Annotated in this window: 22 protein-coding genes; 12 read left to right on the plus strand and 10 right to left on the minus strand. The window is 67.9% G+C overall.

Translation table 11 applies throughout. The features are described from left to right. Positions 1–15: 15 nt before the first annotated feature. From hflC to ABL838_RS13065, 5 genes are all read left to right on the plus strand, one after another. Positions 16–915 (plus strand): protease modulator HflC, encoded by a 900-nt coding sequence (gene hflC / locus ABL838_RS13045; RefSeq protein WP_184638568.1) that lies wholly within the window; start codon positions 16–18, stop codon positions 913–915. A 31-nt stretch (positions 916–946) separates the two neighbouring features. Then, complete coding sequence (locus tag ABL838_RS13050; protein WP_126018845.1) at positions 947–1,135, plus strand: DUF2065 domain-containing protein; 189 nt, start codon at positions 947–949, stop codon at positions 1,133–1,135. Between the two features lie 81 nt (positions 1,136–1,216). Continuing rightward, entirely contained in the window at positions 1,217–2,377 is a 1,161-nt protein-coding gene (locus ABL838_RS13055) for an ATP phosphoribosyltransferase regulatory subunit (RefSeq protein WP_184638566.1), read from the plus strand. Between the two features lie 23 nt (positions 2,378–2,400). After that, positions 2,401–3,732 carry an adenylosuccinate synthase gene (locus ABL838_RS13060; protein ID WP_093201541.1) on the plus strand — a complete coding sequence of 444 codons (1,332 nt, stop codon included), beginning with the start codon at positions 2,401–2,403 and terminating at the stop codon, positions 3,730–3,732. Positions 3,733–3,863: 131 nt separating this feature from the next. After that, positions 3,864–4,388 (plus strand): phosphoribosyltransferase, encoded by a 525-nt coding sequence (locus ABL838_RS13065; RefSeq protein WP_126018851.1) that lies wholly within the window; start codon positions 3,864–3,866, stop codon positions 4,386–4,388. A 21-nt stretch (positions 4,389–4,409) separates the two neighbouring features. Here ABL838_RS13065 and ABL838_RS13070 read toward each other — a convergent pair whose 3' ends face one another. Next, positions 4,410–4,859, minus strand: a complete 450-nt coding sequence (locus ABL838_RS13070; RefSeq protein ID WP_184638564.1) for a VOC family protein — start codon at positions 4,857–4,859, stop codon at positions 4,410–4,412. A gap of 107 nt (positions 4,860–4,966) precedes the next feature. After that, entirely contained in the window at positions 4,967–5,818 is an 852-nt protein-coding gene (locus ABL838_RS13075) for a helix-turn-helix domain-containing protein (RefSeq protein ID WP_418125570.1), read from the minus strand. Between the two features lie 109 nt (positions 5,819–5,927). Between ABL838_RS13075 and ABL838_RS13080 the strand changes: the two genes are divergently transcribed. Together ABL838_RS13080 and ABL838_RS13085 are read left to right on the plus strand one after the other, a co-directional pair. After that, positions 5,928–7,121, plus strand: a complete 1,194-nt coding sequence (locus tag ABL838_RS13080; protein ID WP_184638560.1) for a PLP-dependent transferase — start codon at positions 5,928–5,930, stop codon at positions 7,119–7,121. A 127-nt stretch (positions 7,122–7,248) separates the two neighbouring features. Next, positions 7,249–7,452 carry a hypothetical protein gene (locus tag ABL838_RS13085; protein WP_126018857.1) on the plus strand — a complete coding sequence of 68 codons (204 nt, stop codon included), beginning with the start codon at positions 7,249–7,251 and terminating at the stop codon, positions 7,450–7,452. A gap of 66 nt (positions 7,453–7,518) precedes the next feature. Here ABL838_RS13085 and ABL838_RS13090 read toward each other — a convergent pair whose 3' ends face one another. Then, positions 7,519–8,169: an arylesterase gene (locus ABL838_RS13090; RefSeq protein WP_221297486.1), complete on the minus strand. Its 651-nt coding sequence runs from the start codon at positions 8,167–8,169 to the stop codon at positions 7,519–7,521. Between the two features lie 36 nt (positions 8,170–8,205). On the opposite strand from ABL838_RS13090, the gene ABL838_RS13095 reads away from it, so the two are divergent. From ABL838_RS13095 to rlmB, 4 genes are read left to right on the plus strand one after another with little or no spacing between them, the layout of a single operon-like run. Continuing rightward, positions 8,206–8,916 carry an ABC transporter ATP-binding protein gene (locus tag ABL838_RS13095; RefSeq protein WP_026346226.1) on the plus strand — a complete coding sequence of 237 codons (711 nt, stop codon included), beginning with the start codon at positions 8,206–8,208 and terminating at the stop codon, positions 8,914–8,916. Positions 8,917–8,968: 52 nt separating this feature from the next. Further along, positions 8,969–9,469 (plus strand): ribosomal protein L7/L12, encoded by a 501-nt coding sequence (locus ABL838_RS13100; RefSeq protein ID WP_240650468.1) that lies wholly within the window; start codon positions 8,969–8,971, stop codon positions 9,467–9,469. 19 nt (positions 9,470–9,488) lie between these two features. After that, complete coding sequence (locus ABL838_RS13105) at positions 9,489–10,472, plus strand: hypothetical protein (protein ID WP_184638558.1); 984 nt, start codon at positions 9,489–9,491, stop codon at positions 10,470–10,472. A gap of 45 nt (positions 10,473–10,517) precedes the next feature. Next, complete coding sequence (rlmB, locus tag ABL838_RS13110) at positions 10,518–11,264, plus strand: 23S rRNA (guanosine(2251)-2'-O)-methyltransferase RlmB (protein ID WP_418125571.1); 747 nt, start codon at positions 10,518–10,520, stop codon at positions 11,262–11,264. Here rlmB and ABL838_RS13115 read toward each other — a convergent pair. From ABL838_RS13115 to ABL838_RS13125, 3 genes are all read right to left on the minus strand, one after another. Beyond that, complete coding sequence (locus ABL838_RS13115) at positions 11,261–12,457, minus strand: NAD(P)/FAD-dependent oxidoreductase (protein ID WP_418125572.1); 1,197 nt, start codon at positions 12,455–12,457, stop codon at positions 11,261–11,263. The genes rlmB and ABL838_RS13115 overlap by 4 nt on opposite strands. A gap of 102 nt (positions 12,458–12,559) precedes the next feature. Continuing rightward, positions 12,560–12,730 (minus strand): hypothetical protein, encoded by a 171-nt coding sequence (locus tag ABL838_RS13120; protein WP_019653095.1) that lies wholly within the window; start codon positions 12,728–12,730, stop codon positions 12,560–12,562. Positions 12,731–12,859: 129 nt separating this feature from the next. Continuing rightward, positions 12,860–13,498 carry a helix-turn-helix domain-containing protein gene (locus tag ABL838_RS13125; protein ID WP_418125573.1) on the minus strand — a complete coding sequence of 213 codons (639 nt, stop codon included), beginning with the start codon at positions 13,496–13,498 and terminating at the stop codon, positions 12,860–12,862. 52 nt (positions 13,499–13,550) lie between these two features. Between ABL838_RS13125 and ABL838_RS13130 the strand changes: the two genes are divergently transcribed. Then, positions 13,551–14,072, plus strand: coding sequence for a GNAT family N-acetyltransferase (locus tag ABL838_RS13130; RefSeq protein ID WP_184638549.1), 522 nt, complete (start codon positions 13,551–13,553; stop codon positions 14,070–14,072). On the opposite strand, the gene ABL838_RS13135 is transcribed toward ABL838_RS13130, so the two are convergent. The 4 genes from ABL838_RS13135 to ABL838_RS13150 are packed head-to-tail and all read right to left on the minus strand — an operon-like array spanning position 14,069 to position 16,722. Then, positions 14,069–14,545, minus strand: a complete 477-nt coding sequence (locus ABL838_RS13135) for a DUF3237 domain-containing protein (protein ID WP_418125574.1) — start codon at positions 14,543–14,545, stop codon at positions 14,069–14,071. The two genes, ABL838_RS13130 and ABL838_RS13135, sit on opposite strands and share 4 nt — an antisense overlap. Beyond that, the gene (locus ABL838_RS13140) at positions 14,545–15,519 is read right to left on the minus strand and encodes an aldo/keto reductase (protein ID WP_418125575.1); all 975 of its coding nucleotides are present in this window, start codon (positions 15,517–15,519) and stop codon (positions 14,545–14,547) included. Before ABL838_RS13140 ends, ABL838_RS13135 begins: the two co-directional genes overlap by 1 nt. 37 nt (positions 15,520–15,556) lie before the next feature. Beyond that, positions 15,557–16,156: a chromate transporter gene (locus tag ABL838_RS13145; protein WP_184638543.1), complete on the minus strand. Its 600-nt coding sequence runs from the start codon at positions 16,154–16,156 to the stop codon at positions 15,557–15,559. Next, complete coding sequence (locus tag ABL838_RS13150; RefSeq protein ID WP_418125577.1) at positions 16,153–16,722, minus strand: chromate transporter; 570 nt, start codon at positions 16,720–16,722, stop codon at positions 16,153–16,155. The genes ABL838_RS13145 and ABL838_RS13150 overlap by 4 nt, the downstream gene beginning before the upstream one ends. Between the last annotated feature and the right edge of the window lie 75 nt (positions 16,723–16,797).

Consider the following 16,797-nt stretch of genomic DNA (forward strand, 5'->3'; position numbering starts at 1 on the left):
AAGGCCCGCAAGAACATGAACAGAATCGGATTCATCGCAACCTCGATCCTCGTGCTGCTGGTACTGGCAAGCTCGACGCTCTTCGTGGTCGACCAGCGCCAGTTCGGCGTGGTCTATGCCCTCGGCCAGATCAAGCAGGTCATCACCGAGCCCGGCCTCAACTTCAAGCTGCCGCCGCCGTTCCAGAACGTGTCGTACATCGACAAGCGCCTGCTGACGCTCTCCAGCGTGGACACCGAGCCCATGCTCACCGCAGAGAAGCAGCGCGTGGTGATCGACTGGTACGTGCGCTGGCGCATCAGCGACCCGCAGGCCTACATCCGCAACGTCGGCCTCGACGAGAACGCCGGTGCCATGCAGCTCAACCGCGTGGTCCGCAACGCCTTCCAGGAAAACATCAACAAGCGCACGGTGCGCGACCTGATCTCGGTGCGCCGCGAGGCCCTGATGGCCGACGTGCAGCGCGAGGTGCTCTCGGTGGTGAAGGGCAGCAAGCCCTGGGGCGTGGACGTGGTGGATGTGCGCATCACGCGCGTCGACTACGTGGAAGCCATCACCGAGTCGGTCTACCGCCGCATGGAAGCCGAGCGCAAGCGCGTGGCCAACGAACTGCGTTCCACCGGCACGGCCGAGGGCGAGAAGATTCGCGCAGACGCCGACCGCCAGCGCGAAGTGATCGTGGCGAACGCCTACCGCGATGCCCAGAAGATCAAGGGCGAAGGGGATGCCCAGGCTGCCGCCACCTACAGCGAGGCCTTCGGCCGCGACCCGCAGTTCGCGCAGTTCTACCGCAGCCTCGAGGCCTACAAGCAGAGCTTCAACAAGAAGAGCGACGTGATGGTGCTCGACCCGTCGTCGGACTTCTTCCGCGCCATGCAGGGCTCGGGCTCGACCACCAACGCGCCTCGCCGTTGATCACTTCCGGCCGCAGCCGACTTCAGGAGCCGTGAGCGCCGACACTTTCTGGAGCGCGCTGGCGCTCGTCCTGGTGATCGAGGGCATCCTGCCTTTCGTGTCGCCGGGAGGGTGGCGGCGCGGCTTCGGGCAGCTCATGCAGCTGCGCGACGGCCAGCTGCGTTTCTTCGGGCTCTGCAGCATCGTTCTGGGCCTGGTCCTGCTCTGGATCCTGGGCTGATCCGGCCCGCCGATTGACGCCGGTGCCGGACCGGGTGCCCGGTGCCGGTAGAATCCCGTTTTAACCACGCCCCCGATCCCCATGTCCGCCTGGGTCCTTCCGGATCACATTGCCGATGTGCTGCCCTCCGAGGCGCGCCACATCGAAGAACTTCGACGCCAGCTGCTCGATACCGCCCGTGGCTATGGCTACGAGCTGGTGATGCCGCCGCTGCTCGAGCATCTCGAATCGCTGCTCTCCGGTACCGGCGAGGCGCTCGACCTCCAGACTTTCAAGCTCGTCGACCAGCTTTCCGGCCGCAGCATGGGCCTTCGCGCGGACACCACCCCCCAGGTGGCGCGCATCGATGCCCACCTGCTGAACCGCGACGGCGTGGCCCGCCTGTGCTACTGCGGCCCGGTGCTCCACACCCGGCCCGACCGCCCGCATGCCACCCGCGAGCCCTTGCAGTTCGGCGCCGAGATCTACGGCCACGCCGGCCTCGAGGCCGACACCGAAACCCTGCTGCTGGCGCTCGACTGCCTCGATGCCGCCGGCTTGCGCGAGGGCGTGATCGTCGACCTGGCCGATGCCCGCATCGTGCGTGCCCTGTTCGCCGGCGTGCCGGTCGACGGCGCCACCCTGGCGCAGGTGCATGCAGCACTGGCGGCCAAGGACGCGAGCGAGCTCGAGTCGCTCACCAGGAACTTCCCCGCCGCCTCGCGCGAGGGGCTGCGCGCGTTGATCCAGCTCTACGGCGACGAGGCCGTGCTCGACGAGGCCGCCAAGGCCCTGAAGGGCACACCCGCGGTAGGTGCGGCGCTGGCCGACCTGAAGCAGCTTGCCGCCGGCCTGCAGGGCGTGGCCGGCCGCCAGATCAGCTTCGACCTGGCCGACCTGCGCGGCTATGCGTACTACAGCGGCATGCGCTTCGGCATCTACGTGCCCGGCGCGGCCGATTCGCTGGTGCGCGGCGGCCGCTACGACGAGGTGGGGGCCGTGTTCGGCCGCAACCGCCCGGCCGTCGGCTTCAGCCTCGACGTACGCGAACTGGTCGGCGTGCTGCCGGCCCGCCCGCTGCGCGCCGCCATCCGCGCGCCCTGGAGCGACGCGGCCGGCCTGAGTCAGGCCATTGCCCAATTGCGCAAGGCCGGTGAAACGGTAGTCTGCGTGCTGCCGGGCCATGGCAGCGAAATCGATGAATTCCACTGCGACCGCGAGCTCGTCGAGCAGGCCGGCCAGTGGAGTGTCCGTGCGATCTGATTTTTTGAAGTAATGGAACGAGCATGAGCGTAACCACCGGAAGAAACGTGGTCGTCGTCGGCACCCAGTGGGGCGACGAGGGCAAGGGCAAGCTGGTCGACTGGCTGACGGAGAGCGCCCAGGGCGTGGTCCGCTTCCAGGGCGGCCACAACGCGGGCCACACGCTGGTCATTAACGGGGTGAAGACCGCGTTGCACCTGATCCCGAGCGGCATCATGCGGCCCGGCGTCAAGTGCTACATCGGCAACGGCGTGGTGCTTTCGGCCGCAAAGCTGTTCGAGGAAATCGAGGGGCTTGAAAAGGCTGGTGTCGAAGTGCGCTCGCGCCTGCGCATCAGCGAGGCCTGCCCGCTGATCCTGCCGTTCCACGCTGCGCTGGACATCGCGCGCGAGGCCTATCGCGAGAAGGGCGGCATCGAGAAGATCGGCACCACCGGCCGCGGCATCGGCCCGGCCTATGAAGACAAGATCGCCCGTCGCGCTCTGCGCGTGCAGGACCTGAAGCATCCCGAGCGTTTCGCCGCCAAGCTGCGCGTGCTGCTCGAGCTGCACAACCACGTGCTGACCCAGGTGCTGGGCGCCCCCGCCATCGACTTCGACGAAGTCTTCAACGAGGCGATGAAGCACGCCGAGCTGCTCAAGCCCATGATGGCCGACGTTTCGCGCGAGCTGAACGATGCCAACCGCGACGGCGCCAACCTGCTGTTCGAAGGTGCGCAGGGCACGCTGCTGGACGTGGACCACGGCACCTATCCATACGTCACCTCCAGCAACTGCGTGGCCGGCAACGCCGCCGCCGGTTCGGGCGTAGGCCCGGGCATGCTGCACTACATCCTGGGCATCACCAAGGCCTACTGCACCCGCGTGGGCGGCGGTCCGTTCCCCACCGAACTCGACTGGGCCACGCCCGGCACCCCCGGCTACCACATGAGCACCGTGGGCGCCGAGAAGGGCGTGACCACCGGCCGCAGCCGCCGCTGCGGCTGGTTCGACGCCGCGCTGCTCAAGCGCTCGGCACAGGTCAATGGCCTGTCGGGCCTGTGCATCACCAAGCTCGACGTGCTGGACGGCTTGGAGAAGCTGGAGCTGTGCACCGGCTACGAGCTCGACGGCGAAACCACCGACATCCTGCCCATGGGCGCGGACGAGATCGAGCGCTGCACGCCGATCTACGAAACGCTGGAAGGCTGGAGCGAAAGCACCGTGGGCGTCACGCAATACGACAAGCTGCCGATCAACGCGCGGCTGTACCTGCAGCGCATCGAGCAGGTCACCGGCGTGCCGATCCACATGGTGTCCACCAGCCCCGATCGCGACCACACGATCATGATGCGCCACCCCTACCTGGCCGACTGATCTGCCTAACCCCCAGGCTTGCCCACTTCGTGTGGCCGCCAACCCCCTTGCAGGGGGCAACACCAGCGGCCCGGCGAAGCCGGTTCCGCGGTGTTCCCCAGAAGAAGAGACATTGAAGGAAAAACCACGCTATGTTGACTGAAGACGGCAAGCATCTCTACGTCAGCTACGACGAGTACCACAACCTGATCGAGAAACTCGCGATCAAGGTGCACCAGTCGGGCTGGCAGTTCGACACCATCCTGTGCCTGGCGCGCGGCGGCATGCGCCCGGGCGACGTGCTCTCGCGCATCTTCGACAAGCCGCTGGCGATCATGTCGACCAGTTCGTACCGCGCCGATGCCGGCACGGTGCAGGGCCATCTCGACATCGCCCGCTACATCACCACGCCCAAGGGCGAGATCGCCGGCAAGGTGCTGCTGGTGGACGACCTGGCCGACTCGGGCCACACGCTGCACGCGGTGATGGACATGCTGCGCAACAACTACAAGCCCATCACCGAGCTGCGCAGCGCCGTGATCTGGACCAAGGCGCTGTCGACCTTCACGCCCGACTACTCGGTCGAGTACCTGGCCACCAACCCCTGGATCCACCAGCCCTTCGAGGGCTACGACTCGCTCGGCGCCGAGAAGCTGATCGAGAAGTGGTCGGTCTGATCCGGCAATGCCGGCGCCGGATCACCCGGCGTCGGTGAACATGGCGGTGTAGCGCCGCTGCATTTCCTCCGGCGTCAGCTTCTCGATGCTGTGCCCCACGTTCCAGCGATGGCCGAACGGGTCATGGAAGACGCCGGAGCGTTCCCCATAGAACTGGTCCTGTGGCGCCATGTCCAGCGTGGCGCCCGCGGCGACCGCGCGCGCCACCACCGCGTCGGCGTCGTCCACGTGCAGATGCAGCGAGACTGCGCTGCCGCCCAGCGTCTTCGCGCTGAGGATGTCGAACTCGGGGAATTCCTCCGAGATCATGAGGATCGCGCCGTTGTGGAAGTCCAGCTCGGCGTGGCCGATGCGGCCGCTGGGCTCGGTCAGGCGGAAGATCTCCTTCACCTCGAAGACCTTGCAGTAGAACTCGATGGCTGCGTTGGCGTCGTTGACGCAGAGGTACGGAAACAGTTCGTGGATGGCCATGGCGTCGTTGTCCCTTCGGGTTGTGATGGGCGCGATTCTGGTGCTCGCGCTCCGCGTCGTCTTGAACAAATTTGACCTGCTGCGCGCCGCCTGCTCCGGCGCTCGGCTCAGATGCGCACGTGCCGTGAAGAAACCGGTGCCGCCCGCCGGTAGGCCTGCGGCGACATGCCGGCAATGGCCAGGAAGTCGCGGTTGAAATGCGCCTGGTCGCTGTAGCCGGCCTCCAGCGCCAGCTCGACCCAGGGCCGGGCGGGCTGGATGGCGAATTGCCCGAGCACATGGTCGAAGCGCAGCATGCGCGCGTACTGCTTGGGCGCCAGCCCGGTCATGCCGCGAAAGAGAGCGATGAAGCGCCGGTGGCTGTAGCCGCTTTGCTTCACGAGCTGGCCGATGGCGCCGGCCTGTCCGTCGTCGTCGTTGGCGCTCGCGCCGGACATGCGCGCCAATGCCTGCGCCACAGCGGGGTGCAGGCCATGCATCGCGGACGACGAGGCAAGGCGTGCTTCGAGCAGCGCGACGACGATGGCAAGCTGCCGCGGCAGCGAGTCGGTGCCGTGCAGCTGTTCGAGCGCGAAGTTCGCGTCCGCGCCCCAGAGCGCTTCGAGCGGGGTATGCCGCTCGGCCAGAGCGTCTTCAGGCGCGCCGAGAAGGGCCCGGGCCGCCCCCGGCTGCAGCATGACGCCGACCGAGCGCGTCGTCACCGACACGTCGCGCACGAAGAAGGCCGAGCGGGTTCCGCCCACCATCGCGTAGCCCACTGTGAATCCCCGCACGTCGGCGCCGTCGTGGAAGAGGCGCAACGACGGCCCCGAAAGCCTGAAGACCAGATGCATGCCCCCGGTGGGCAGCACATGCTCGCGTGCGCCCGGCTGCTCGACGGGCGTGCCGTCGGGCGACGAGGCCCACATCAGCCGCACGAAGGGCCGCAGGTGGGGAGGGGCGAGGCGTGTCAGCTGCACTGTCTCGGGCTTCTTCCATGAAACGGGATGAAGGGGAGGACCGGTCCGCGCATTGTGCGACGGAAGCTCCGCGCAAGGCCCCGAATGCGGGTCGCGCTAGCATGCACCCATGAGCAAGCCTTCCACGAACCTGATCCACCACCCCTACGTTCCGCCCGCCACCTTCGCCGCGCCGCAGCCCGGCGTGTTCAAGGCATCGACCGTGTTCTTCGCCGACGTCGCCGCCATGCGCGCGCGAGACTGGCGCACCAAGGCCGGCTACACCTACGGCCTGCACGGCACGCCCACCACCTTCACACTGGAAGAGCGCCTGGCCACGCTCGAAGGCGGTACCGAGTGCCTGCTCGTGCCCAGCGGTCTGGCGGCCATCTCGCTGGTCTCGTTCGCCTTCCTGAAGACCGGCGACGAAGTGCTGATTCCCGACAACGCCTACGGTCCGAACAAGGCGCTGGCCACCGGCGAACTGGCGAACTTCGGCGTCACGCACCGCCTGTACGACGCGATGAACCCGGCCGACCTCGCGGCCAAGCTCTCGGAGCGCACGCGGCTGGTATGGCTGGAAGCGGCGGGCTCGGTGACCATGGAGTTCCCCGACCTGCCGGCGCTGGCCAGCATCTGCCGTGCGCGCGGCGTGATGACCGTGCTCGACAACACCTGGGGCGCAGGCCTGGCCTTCGCGCCCTTCGATTTCAACGGCAGCGGGCAGGGCGTCGACATTTCCGTGCACGCGCTCACCAAGTACCCCAGCGGCGGCGGCGACGTGCTCATGGGCAGCGTGACCACGCGCGACGAGCGCCTGCACCGCGCGCTCAAGCTCACGCACATGCGCATGGGCTTCGGCATCGGCGTGGGCGACGTCGAGACGCTGCTGCGCTCGCTGCCCAGCATCGCGCTGCGCTATGCCGCGCACGACCGCGCCGCGCGCGATCTGGCCGGCTGGCTCAACGGCTGCGAGGAGATCGCGCAGGTGCTGCACCCTGCACTCGAGGATTCCCCGGGCCATACCCACTGGCGCGCGCTGTGCGGCGAAACCAACCTGGCCGCCGGCCTGTTCTCGGTGGTGTTCGACGAGCGCTACAGCACCGAGCAGGTCGACCGCTTCTGCGACAGCCTGCAGTTGTTCCGCCTCGGCTATTCGTGGGGCGGACCGATCAGCCTCGTGGTGCCCTACGACATCGGCCTGATGCGCGATGCCAGCGTGGCGCGCTGGCCGTACAAGGGCACGCTCGTGCGTTTTTCCATCGGCCTCGAAGACGTGGAAGACCTGCGCGCCGATCTTCAGCAGGCGCTGGCTCGGATGTAAGAAATCGCATCCTGCCGTCGCTCCTGTCGCCTCGATCGCGTCATGGGGTACCTCCTCGAGACTGCAGCTTTATCGCTTACAGTAGGCCACGGCAGTCAACCCGACTGCCTCGCCTCAAGGAGATCCAGTGGCAACACCCAACTACGGCTACGAAAAGCGTCAGAAAGAGCTGGCCAAGAAGAAGAAGAAGGAAGACAAGCTCCGCGAAAAGGCGAACCGCAAGCTCAATCCCAGCAGCGACGGGCTGGCGCCCGGAGATCCCGAAACCGACGTTGCCTCACTCGAACGCGATCCGCCCACGGTGCCGGACCTGCCCACCAAGAACGGCTGATATCCCGTCCAGGCTTGCCGATCCATCAAGAAAAGCCGCCGCAGGCACTTGCCCGCGGCGGCTTTTTCATTGCTTGGGCAACAGCTTGCGCAGCTCGGCCCAGACGTTGTCCAGCAGTTGCGGCTGGGCGGCCGCCGTCGGGTGGATGCGGTCGGCCTGGAACAGCGAGAGCGCGTCGGGCGCATCCGCCACGCCCTTGAGCAGGAAGGGCACGAGCGCCGACTTGGTCGCGCTCGCCACCTTGGAGAACACCGCCTCGAAGCGCCGCGTGTAGTCGCCGCCATAGTTGGGCGGCACCTGGATGCCGACGATCAGCACCTTCGCGCCCGCGGCCTGCGCGGCCTTGGTGATCTGCATCAGGTTGCTTTCGGTGTCGGACAGCGGCAGGCCTCGCAGCGCGTCGTTGGCCCCGAGTTCGAGCACCACCAGGCTGGGCTTGTGCTGCGCGAGCAGCGGCGCGAAGCGGGCACGGCCGCCGGAGCTGGTGTCGCCGCTGATGCTGGCGTTGACCACCGTGGCGGAGATCTTCTGCTGCACAAGCCTTTTCTCGAGCAAGGGTACCCAGCCCTCGCCGCGCTTGAGGCCGTACTCTGCGCTCAGCGAATCGCCCAGCACCAGGATCACCGGCTTGCCTGAAGAAGCAGCCGTGGAAGACGATGCCTGGGCCTGCGCCGTCGTCGTCCATATCCCCGCGCTGCCGAGCGCGGTGGTGGTCAAGATAAAGTCACGTCGATTCAAAACCAGAGCCTTTCCATGTCCCAACCCCCGTCTGATGCCATTGTCGCCGTCGAGCATGTGTTCAAGTCCGTCACCGATTCGGCAGGCACGCTGGACATTCTGCAGGACATCGATTTCACCCTCGGCGCGCGGGAAACCGCCGCCATCGTCGGCGCCTCGGGCTCCGGCAAGAGCACGCTGCTGTCGATCATCGCCGGGCTGGACACGCCCACCCGCGGCACGGTGAAGCTCGCGGGGCAGGACATCTTCGCCATCGACGAGGACGAGCGCGCCGCCGTGCGCGCGCAGCGCGTGGGCTTCGTGTTCCAGAGTTTCCAGCTGCTGGGCAACCTGAGTGCTCTGGAAAACGTGATGCTCCCGCTGGAGCTGGCCAACCGCAAGGACGCCCGCAAGGCCGCCACCGAGATGCTCGGCCGCGTCGGCCTCGGCCAGCGCCTGGGCCACTACCCGAAGGTGCTCTCCGGCGGCGAGCAGCAGCGCGTGGCGCTGGCCCGTGCCTTCGTCGTGCAGCCCGCGCTGCTGCTGGCCGACGAACCGACGGGCAGCCTGGACTTCGCCACCGGCGAGCAGGTCATGCAGCTGATGTTCGACCTCAACCGCGAGCTGGGCACCACGCTCGTGCTCGTCACCCATGACCGTGGCATCGCCGCGCGTTGCGAACGACGTATCACCATCGAGGCCGGTCGCGTCGCGCTTAATGAAAAAGTGGCTCTGGCGCCTGCCTGACAAGAGCAATAAGCTATTAAATGAATAGCAAGCCACATTCAAGGAGATGTTCATGGAGGAACTTCCGCCCGACGCCGTCCTGGCGCTGCAGCGCGGCAGGATGATCGAGGCCATCAAGATCGTGCGCGCCCGCACGGGCATGGACCTCAAGTCGGCCAAGGAAGCCGTCGATCGTTTCGCCGATCGGCAGGAAGCGGGAGACGACGACAGCAGCGCCATGGGCGGGCGCTGCGTGCCCACGGCGGCCAGGCAGGACCGCGGCTTCGCATCGATGCCCTCCACCGCGCTCACGGCGCTTGCGCAGGGCAACAAGATCGAGGCCATACGCCTCACGCGCGAGGCCACCGGGCTGAGCTTGGCGGCGGCCAAGCGGCTGGTCGACAACCATGACGATCCCACACTGGGCGGCTTCGGCCCCCTGACCCAGCACATGCCCCGCCGTCCCATGGACGAGCCGGGCCGCGTGTACGGCGGCGGCTACAAATGGCTGCCGGTGCTCATCATCCTGCTGGCGGCGGTCATGGTCTGGCTGCTGTTCGGACAGAAGGCTTGAGCCAAGAAAAAACAAATCGATGATCGTTCCCGAGTACTGGGCCGAAGGCCGCATCCAGGAGCGCGTGGCCGGCAAGCAGATCACCGTGCGGCGCTACGGCTGGTCCGACGAGAGCCCCGTGGCGGCACAGGCGCACGCCGACCAGCGCACCCGCGACGCCTTCGACCGCATCGCCCACAAGGGCGAGAAGCTCGAGCGCCGCGAACGCAAGCTCGCCTACAACGGTGCCGAGGGCGTGCCGATCCGCGAGGAAATCGTCGAGCGGCACGGCGATACCGTCGTCACCCGCAACGGCTACGGCGCGCGCTGCCTCAACACGCCCGACGTGCTCTTCGTCGACATCGACTTCGAGGAGCCCCTGCGCGGCAGCGTGTTCGGCTTCGCGCTGGTGCCTGCACTGATCGCGGGCGTGGTCGGCGGCTGGGCCGCCAGGACCTGGCTGGGCGGGTTGATCGCGGGCATCGTGGTCTTCGCCGTGGCCTGGGTCATCGGCCAGCGCAAGAAGCGCGGCGAGCACAGCGGCAACCCGGCACCCGAGAAGCGGGCCGCCGAGCGCATCGCGCGCTTCATGCAGCAGCATCCCGACTGGAACCTGCGCATCTACCGCACGCCGGCGGGCTTCCGGCTGCTGGCGATGCACGACGTGTTCAACCCGTCCGACATGGCGGTGGCCGACTGCTTCCACGCCCTGGGCGTCGACAAGGTCTACGCGCGCATGTGCCGCAACCAGAACTGCTTTCGCGCCCGGGTGAGTGCCAAGCCCTGGCGCGTCGGCATCGGCGACCACATGCGGCCCCGTCCGGGCGTGTGGCCGGTGTCGCCCGACAAGCTGCCCGCGCGCGATGCCTGGATCGCGCGCTACGAGAAGGCCGCCGAGGGGCACGCCGCCTGCCAGTACCTGGAGAGCGTGGGCAACGCCGCGAAGGTGCATCCGAGGGCGCTGGCGGTGCAGGAACTGCACGACGAGCGCACCCGCGCGCTCAGCGGCCTGCCGCTGGCCTGAGCGGGCGGGTGGGGCCGGCCCCGAGGGGGCAGGGATAATCCACGGATGTCTTCCCCCAAAGTGATCTTCGGCTTCCATGCCGTGGGCGTGCGCCTCAAGACCGCGCCCAAGTCGGTGCTCGAAGTGCTGTTCGACGCCAGCCGGCGCGATGCGCGCATGAAACAGTTCCTGGCCCGCGCGCAGGAAACAGGCGTTCGGCTCATCGAGGCCGACGGCGCGCGGCTTTCCAAGCTCAGCGGCAGCCACGGCCACCAGGGCGTGGTGGCGCGGGTCGAGCCCGTGGCCCAGGTCCTCTCCCTCGACGAACTGCTCGAAGGCCTCGAAGAGGCCGGCACCGTGCCTCTGCTGCTGGTGCTCGACGGCGTGACCGATCCGCACAACCTCGGCGCCTGCCTGCGCGTGGCCGACGGTGCCGGCGCGCACGCGGTCATCGCGCCGAAGGACCACGCGGCCGGCATCAACGCCACCGTCGCCAAGGTGGCGAGCGGTGCGGCCGAGACGGTGCCGTACTTCATGGTCACCAACCTCGCGCGTACGCTGAACGAGCTCAAGGAGCGCAACATCTGGTGCGTGGGCACCAGCGACGACGCGCCGGGCACCATCTACCAGAGCGACTTCAAGCGCCCCCTGGCGCTGGTGCTGGGCGCCGAAGGCGAGGGCATGCGGCAGCTCACGCGCAAGACCTGCGACGAGCTCGTGAGCATTCCGATGGCGGGTGCGGTCGAGAGCCTCAACGTCTCGGTGGCCAGCGGCGTGTGCCTGTACGAGGCCCTGCGCCAGCGCAGCGCCTAGCTCCCCGGCGATCCACCCTTGCGGTGGAAATAGATCAGTTCCGCCACCCGCCGCATCTGCGGCGTGCCGAGCAGGTGGTTGAACATCCAGTCGTTCTGGAAGTGGTCGAAGGCCCAGCGCAGTGCGCGCTTGAGCCTGAAGCCCGGATACCCGCGCACGAACCACGTGGCCGGATCGCCCGCTTCCCTTCGGATGAAGCGCGCCACCGCCTCGCCTGCGCCCTGCCCGTGCAGCAGGGCGGTGTGGATGCCGCCTGCGGTCACCGGCGACACCATGCCCGCCGCATCGCCCACCAGCAGCGCACGTTCGCGCGCCACCACGGGCAGCACGCCGCCGCAGGGGATCATTCCCGCGCGCACCGCGACCGGCGGCGCATCGCCGGGCGTAACTGCCGGGGCGATCTTGCGAAGCAGCGGATCGAGCTTCAGCGCGCCCGGGTCTCCGTGCCCCACGCGGCGCGCCAGCCCGATCTGGCTCACGCCCACGCCTTCGAGCGCCCAGCCGATGTAGCCGGGCGCCAGCTTGCGGTCGATGAAGCAGTGCAGCAGGTCGGGCGCCATCCTCGCGCCCTGGTATTCGTGCTCCACGCCATAGAGAAAGCGCGTGTTGCGCGACAGGCCCAGTGCCTTCGCGACGCGCGAATGCGGGCCGTCGGCGCCGACAAGATATGTGGCCGTGATGCAGGGACCGCGCGTCAGCGGCACTTCCCAGCGGCCATTGAGCCACAGCGCCTGCTCGAACAGCGTGCCGAGTTGCACGTCGACGCCGCAGGCCCGGGCCGAGTCCACCATCCAGTCGAGCAGGGCGGGCGCATCGGTGGCCCAGAACCAGTAACCCGGCGCATGCAGGTCGACGTGGTGCATGTCGGGGGCATAGAGCCGCACGCCCTCGATGCGCCGCACCAACTCGGGCGGCACCTCGGACAGCCAGGGCACGCTGTCGACCGCGTCCTTGACGATGATGCCGGTGGTGTGAAGCTTGGTGCCCGCGGCGGTCTTCTTCTCCAGCACCACCACGCTCAGGCCTGCGAGTGCCGCGGCCCTGGCGCAGGCAAGGCCCGCGAAGCTCGCGCCGACGACGAGCAGGTCGACCTTGATGTGGCCCGTGCCGCTGCCGGCGGAAGAGGCCGGTGCGGGCGCCGTCGAAGCGGCGGAGGGAAGAAGCGGAGCGAAGAGGCTTGGTGATGTATGCATGGGGCCGCTGACTTGAAGCAATGCGCACCGCTTGCCGCGGCGCGCTGCGAAGTTAGCGGCCCTCTGTGCGGGCGGCGTGAAGCCCGCGTGAACTCAGGACGCTCAGGACGGGTCCTTGCCGCGCGTGCGGCCCACCGCGCTGAAGATGCCGATGCCCAGCAGGATCACCGCACCGATCCCGATGTAGAGCGTGGGCACGCCGGCCACGGAGGCGCCCCATGCGACGCCGGCCAGGAAGATCAGGAAACCGATCATGTAAAGCGCGAAAGACATCGTCGTTCCTCCGAAAGTCTGGATGCCTTGCAGTATTCAGGACGAGGCCGCCCGCAGCACCGGCGCGCGCCGGATGTGCATGTGGGAGCCTGCCTACCGCGTGGGTACGCCGATTCCGCGCGTCGTAGGCTATTCCGGGCTTGCCACCAGCAGATAGCGGCAGGCGCCGCGCCCCAGCGCCTTGAAGACCAGCGGCCGGTCCACGCCGAAGTCCAGGCAATCGCCCGGTGCGAGTTCGAAGCGCTCGTCGCCGTAGTCCACCCGCAGTTCGCCTTCGAGCATCCACAGGCATTGCCGGTATGGCTTGCCGCTCCAGCGTGGGTAGTCGACCTGCACCGAGCGCGGCAGCTCGATCTCGACCATCTCCACGCCGCTGCCCGCCTGGCGCTCGGCTACCTGCCGCCGCAGGTAGCCGGCCTGCGGGTCGCGCCACACCTCCTGCTCGGCGCGCGTGCGCAGCCGCTTCGGCTGCCCTTTCTCCTCGGTCAGCAACTGCGCCAATGGCACGCCGAGCCCGGCGGCCAGCTTGCCCAGCAGCACGGCCGTGGGGCTGCTCTGGGCGCGCTCCACCTTGGAAATCATGGCCTTGCTCACGCCCGAGCGTTCGGCCAGCTCCGCGAGGCTCAACCCCTGCGACTGGCGCAGCGCCAGCAGGCGGGTGGCGATGAGCAGGTCGATGTTCTGGCCGGAAACTTCGGCGGGGGATGGATCAGGAGATGGATCAGGAGATGGATCAGGAGATGGATCAGGAGATGGATCGTTTCTCATATGAGATTATTATTCTCCTATATTGAACGAAATTTCAACGAAGGCCAGCACCATGCGTCTCATCTCCTGCACCGAAGAAGCCCACGCCGCCGCCATCCTGGCCATCCTCAACGAGGCCATCGTCACCTCCACCGCGCTGTATGACTACAAGCCTCGCACGCCCGAGAACATGGTCACGTGGTTCGCCACCAAGCGCGCCAACGGCTTCCCGGTGATCGGGGCCGAGGACGAGAGCGGCAAGCTGCTGGGCTTTGCGAGCTACGGCAGCTTCCGCGCCTTTCCCGCCTACAAGTACACGGTGGAGCACTCGGTCTATGTCGACAGCGCGCATCGCGGCAAGGGACTGGGCCGCACGCTGATGGAGGCGGTCATCGCAGAGGCGGTGGCGCGCGACGTGCACGTGATGGTCGGCGCCATCGACGCGGCCAACGCGGGCAGCATCGCGCTGCACCAGAGCCTGGGCTTCGAACACTCGGGCACGGTGCGCCAGGCGGGCTTCAAGTTCGGGCGCTGGCTCGACGTGGCCTTCTATCAGCGCATCCTCTCGACGCCGCTGAACCCCGTCGACGGCTAGTTCAACGCGAAGAAGCGCATCACCACCTCGGCCGGATGGCGCACGCCGGCTCCGGTGAACATGCGCTCGTTGATCCATTTCAGCGAAGCCGAGGCAGTTTCGAAGCGCGGGCTGCAGCGGAAGTACACCTGCGACGGGTCGACCGGCTCGCCGCGCAGCAGCCTGCCCATCACCTCGGGCGGGGCGCTGCGCATTGCGCTGTTGTGCACGTAGACCAGGTCGCCCGCATCGGTCTCCAGACCGTAGCGCGCGTCGAGTTCCGAGAGCGTGTCGCTCACGATCAGCTGGAAGTCGCTGCCGCCCGGCAGCACGCGTGCCCGCCACCCGTGGCCCATGGCTTCGCCGCCGATGATCGGCACCACGCGGCGCAATCCGCGCGGGCTGTTGCCCAGCACCTGTGGCACGCCCACCTCGATGCGCAGGTCGGCGAAATGCTCCAGCGTGGGGGCGGCGATGGAATCGAACGCGCTCATCAGGCTGCGGGCTTCGCGGTCTCGGCGCTGGCGCGGTCGAGCATCTCGATGGTGCCTGCGTCCAGCTTCAGCTGCGTCGCGACCACGAGTTCCTCGAGCTGCGCGACGGAGGTCGCGCTGGCAATGGGCGCCGTCACGCCCGGGCGCGCGATCTGCCACGCGATGGCGACCTGGCCCGGCTTGGCGTTGTACTGCTGGGACACCTTGTCGAGCGCGTCGAGGATGCGCAGGCCGCGCTCGTTGAGGTACTTCTTCGTGGTGTTGGCACCGCGCGCGCTCTTGGCCGCATCGGCCTCGGTGCGGTACTTGCCGGTGAGGAAGCCGGCGGCCAGCGCGTAGAAGTTGATCACGCCCACTTCGCGCTTGATGCACAGCGGCTCCAGCGCGTCCTCGAACACGGCGCGGTCGTAGAGGTTGTACAGCGGCTGCAGGCTCTCGTAGCGGGCGATGCCCAGGCGCTCCGACACGTCGAGCGCCTCGGCCAGGCGCGGCGCCGTGTAGTTCGACGCGCCGATCGCGCGCACCTTGCCTTCCTTGATCAGCTTGTCGAAGGCGCCGAGCGTTTCTTCCAGCGGGGTGCTGGCGTCGTCGTCGTGCGACTGGTAGAGGTCGATGTAGTCCGTCTGCAGGCGCTTTAGCGAGGCCTCGACGGCTTCGCGGATGTATTTGGGCGCGAGGCCCACCTTGCCTTCGCCCATCGGCTTGCCGACCTTGGTGGCCAGCACCACGCGGTTGCGCTTGCCGCTTTGCCTGAGCCACTTGCCGATGATGGTCTCCGACTCGCCGCCGGTATGGCCCGGCACCCATGCCGAATACACGTCCGCGGTGTCGACGAAGTTGAAGCCGGCGTCCAGCCAGGCATCGAGCAGCTTGAACGAGGCCGCCTCGTCGACGGTCCAGCCGAACACGTTGCCGCCGAAGGCGAGCGGAGAAACCTGGAGGCCGGAGCGGCCGAGCGGGCGAAGTTGCGACATGTCGATGTGTTCCTGTTGAAAGGGGAAGGAAGAACGGTCAGACGAAGCCCACGGCGCCCAGCACAGCCCCGGCGCCGAGCAGCCAGAGCAGGTGGACGCGCGTGCGCCAGACGATAAGCGCGGCGGCGCCGGTCAGCAGCCACAGGTGCCACGCGGGCGCATCGCCGGCATGGTTTCCTGCCGCCAGCACCCAGCCGGTGGCGATCAGCAGCCCGACCACCACGGGCGCCATGCCCTGCTTGAAGGCGCGAACCTCGCGGCGCGTGCGATTGCGGTGGCCCCAGCGGGTGGCGAAGTAGGTGAGGGTGGTGCTCGGCAGCATGATGCCCAGCATCGTGACCAGCAGGCCGAAGAGGCCGAGCACCCAGGCGTGCGGCCCGGCGCCGATTCCGCCGCCCGCGTTGAGCCCCACGTTCCAGCCCATCAGCGCCACGAACAGCACGTTGGGCCCGGGAGCCGCCTGCGCGATGGCCACCGAGGAGCTGAACTGCGCATCGGTGAGCCAGCCGTGCTGCGTGACGAGGTAGCGGTGCATGTCGGGCACCGTGGTGATGGCGCCGCTGATCGACAGCAGCGACAGCAGCATGTACTGCCCGAAGAGGGCCAGCCAGTCGTGCCATTGCATGGCGATGGTCATGGGGCGATCCTCTTCCAGGTCCAGATGCAGGCCACGCCGCCGACCACCAGCAGCACCCAGCCCAGCGGAATCTTCAGCACCGCGATGGCCACGAACACCAGCGCCATGATGACCAGGCAGGTCGCGAAGCCCAGCGGGTGCTTGCGCAACTGGGGCACCAGCTTGACGCCCGTGGCGGCGATGAGCCCGCCCGACACCGCCCCCATGCCCCGCAGCGCGGCCGCCACCTGCGGGTTGCCGGCATAGTGCGCGTACAGCACGGCCAGCGCGAGGATCACCACCAGCGGAATGGTCAGCATGCCCGCCACCGCCGCCACCGCGCCGCGCAGGCCGAAGTAGCGGTCGCCGATCATCAGCGCGAGGTTGATCACGTTGGGCCCCGGCATCACCTGCGCCACGGCCCAGTCCTCGAGGAACTGCTCGGGCGTGAGCCATTTCTTCTTCTCGACCATCTCGCGCTGGACGATGGCGAGAACCCCGCCGAAGCCCTGCAGCGCGAGCCATGTGAACGAAACAAAAAGGTCGCGCGGCGACTGGGGATGGGCTGCGGGGGGAGACGGTTGCATGTCGAGCGATTATCGTAGGCGGGCATCCAGCTGCTTCAAGCGTTTCACGGAGGACATTCCAGCATGGTCACGCAA

Source organism: Variovorax sp. 160MFSha2.1 (assembly GCF_048305075.1).
Lineage (GTDB): Bacteria > Pseudomonadota > Gammaproteobacteria > Burkholderiales > Burkholderiaceae_C > Variovorax > Variovorax guangxiensis.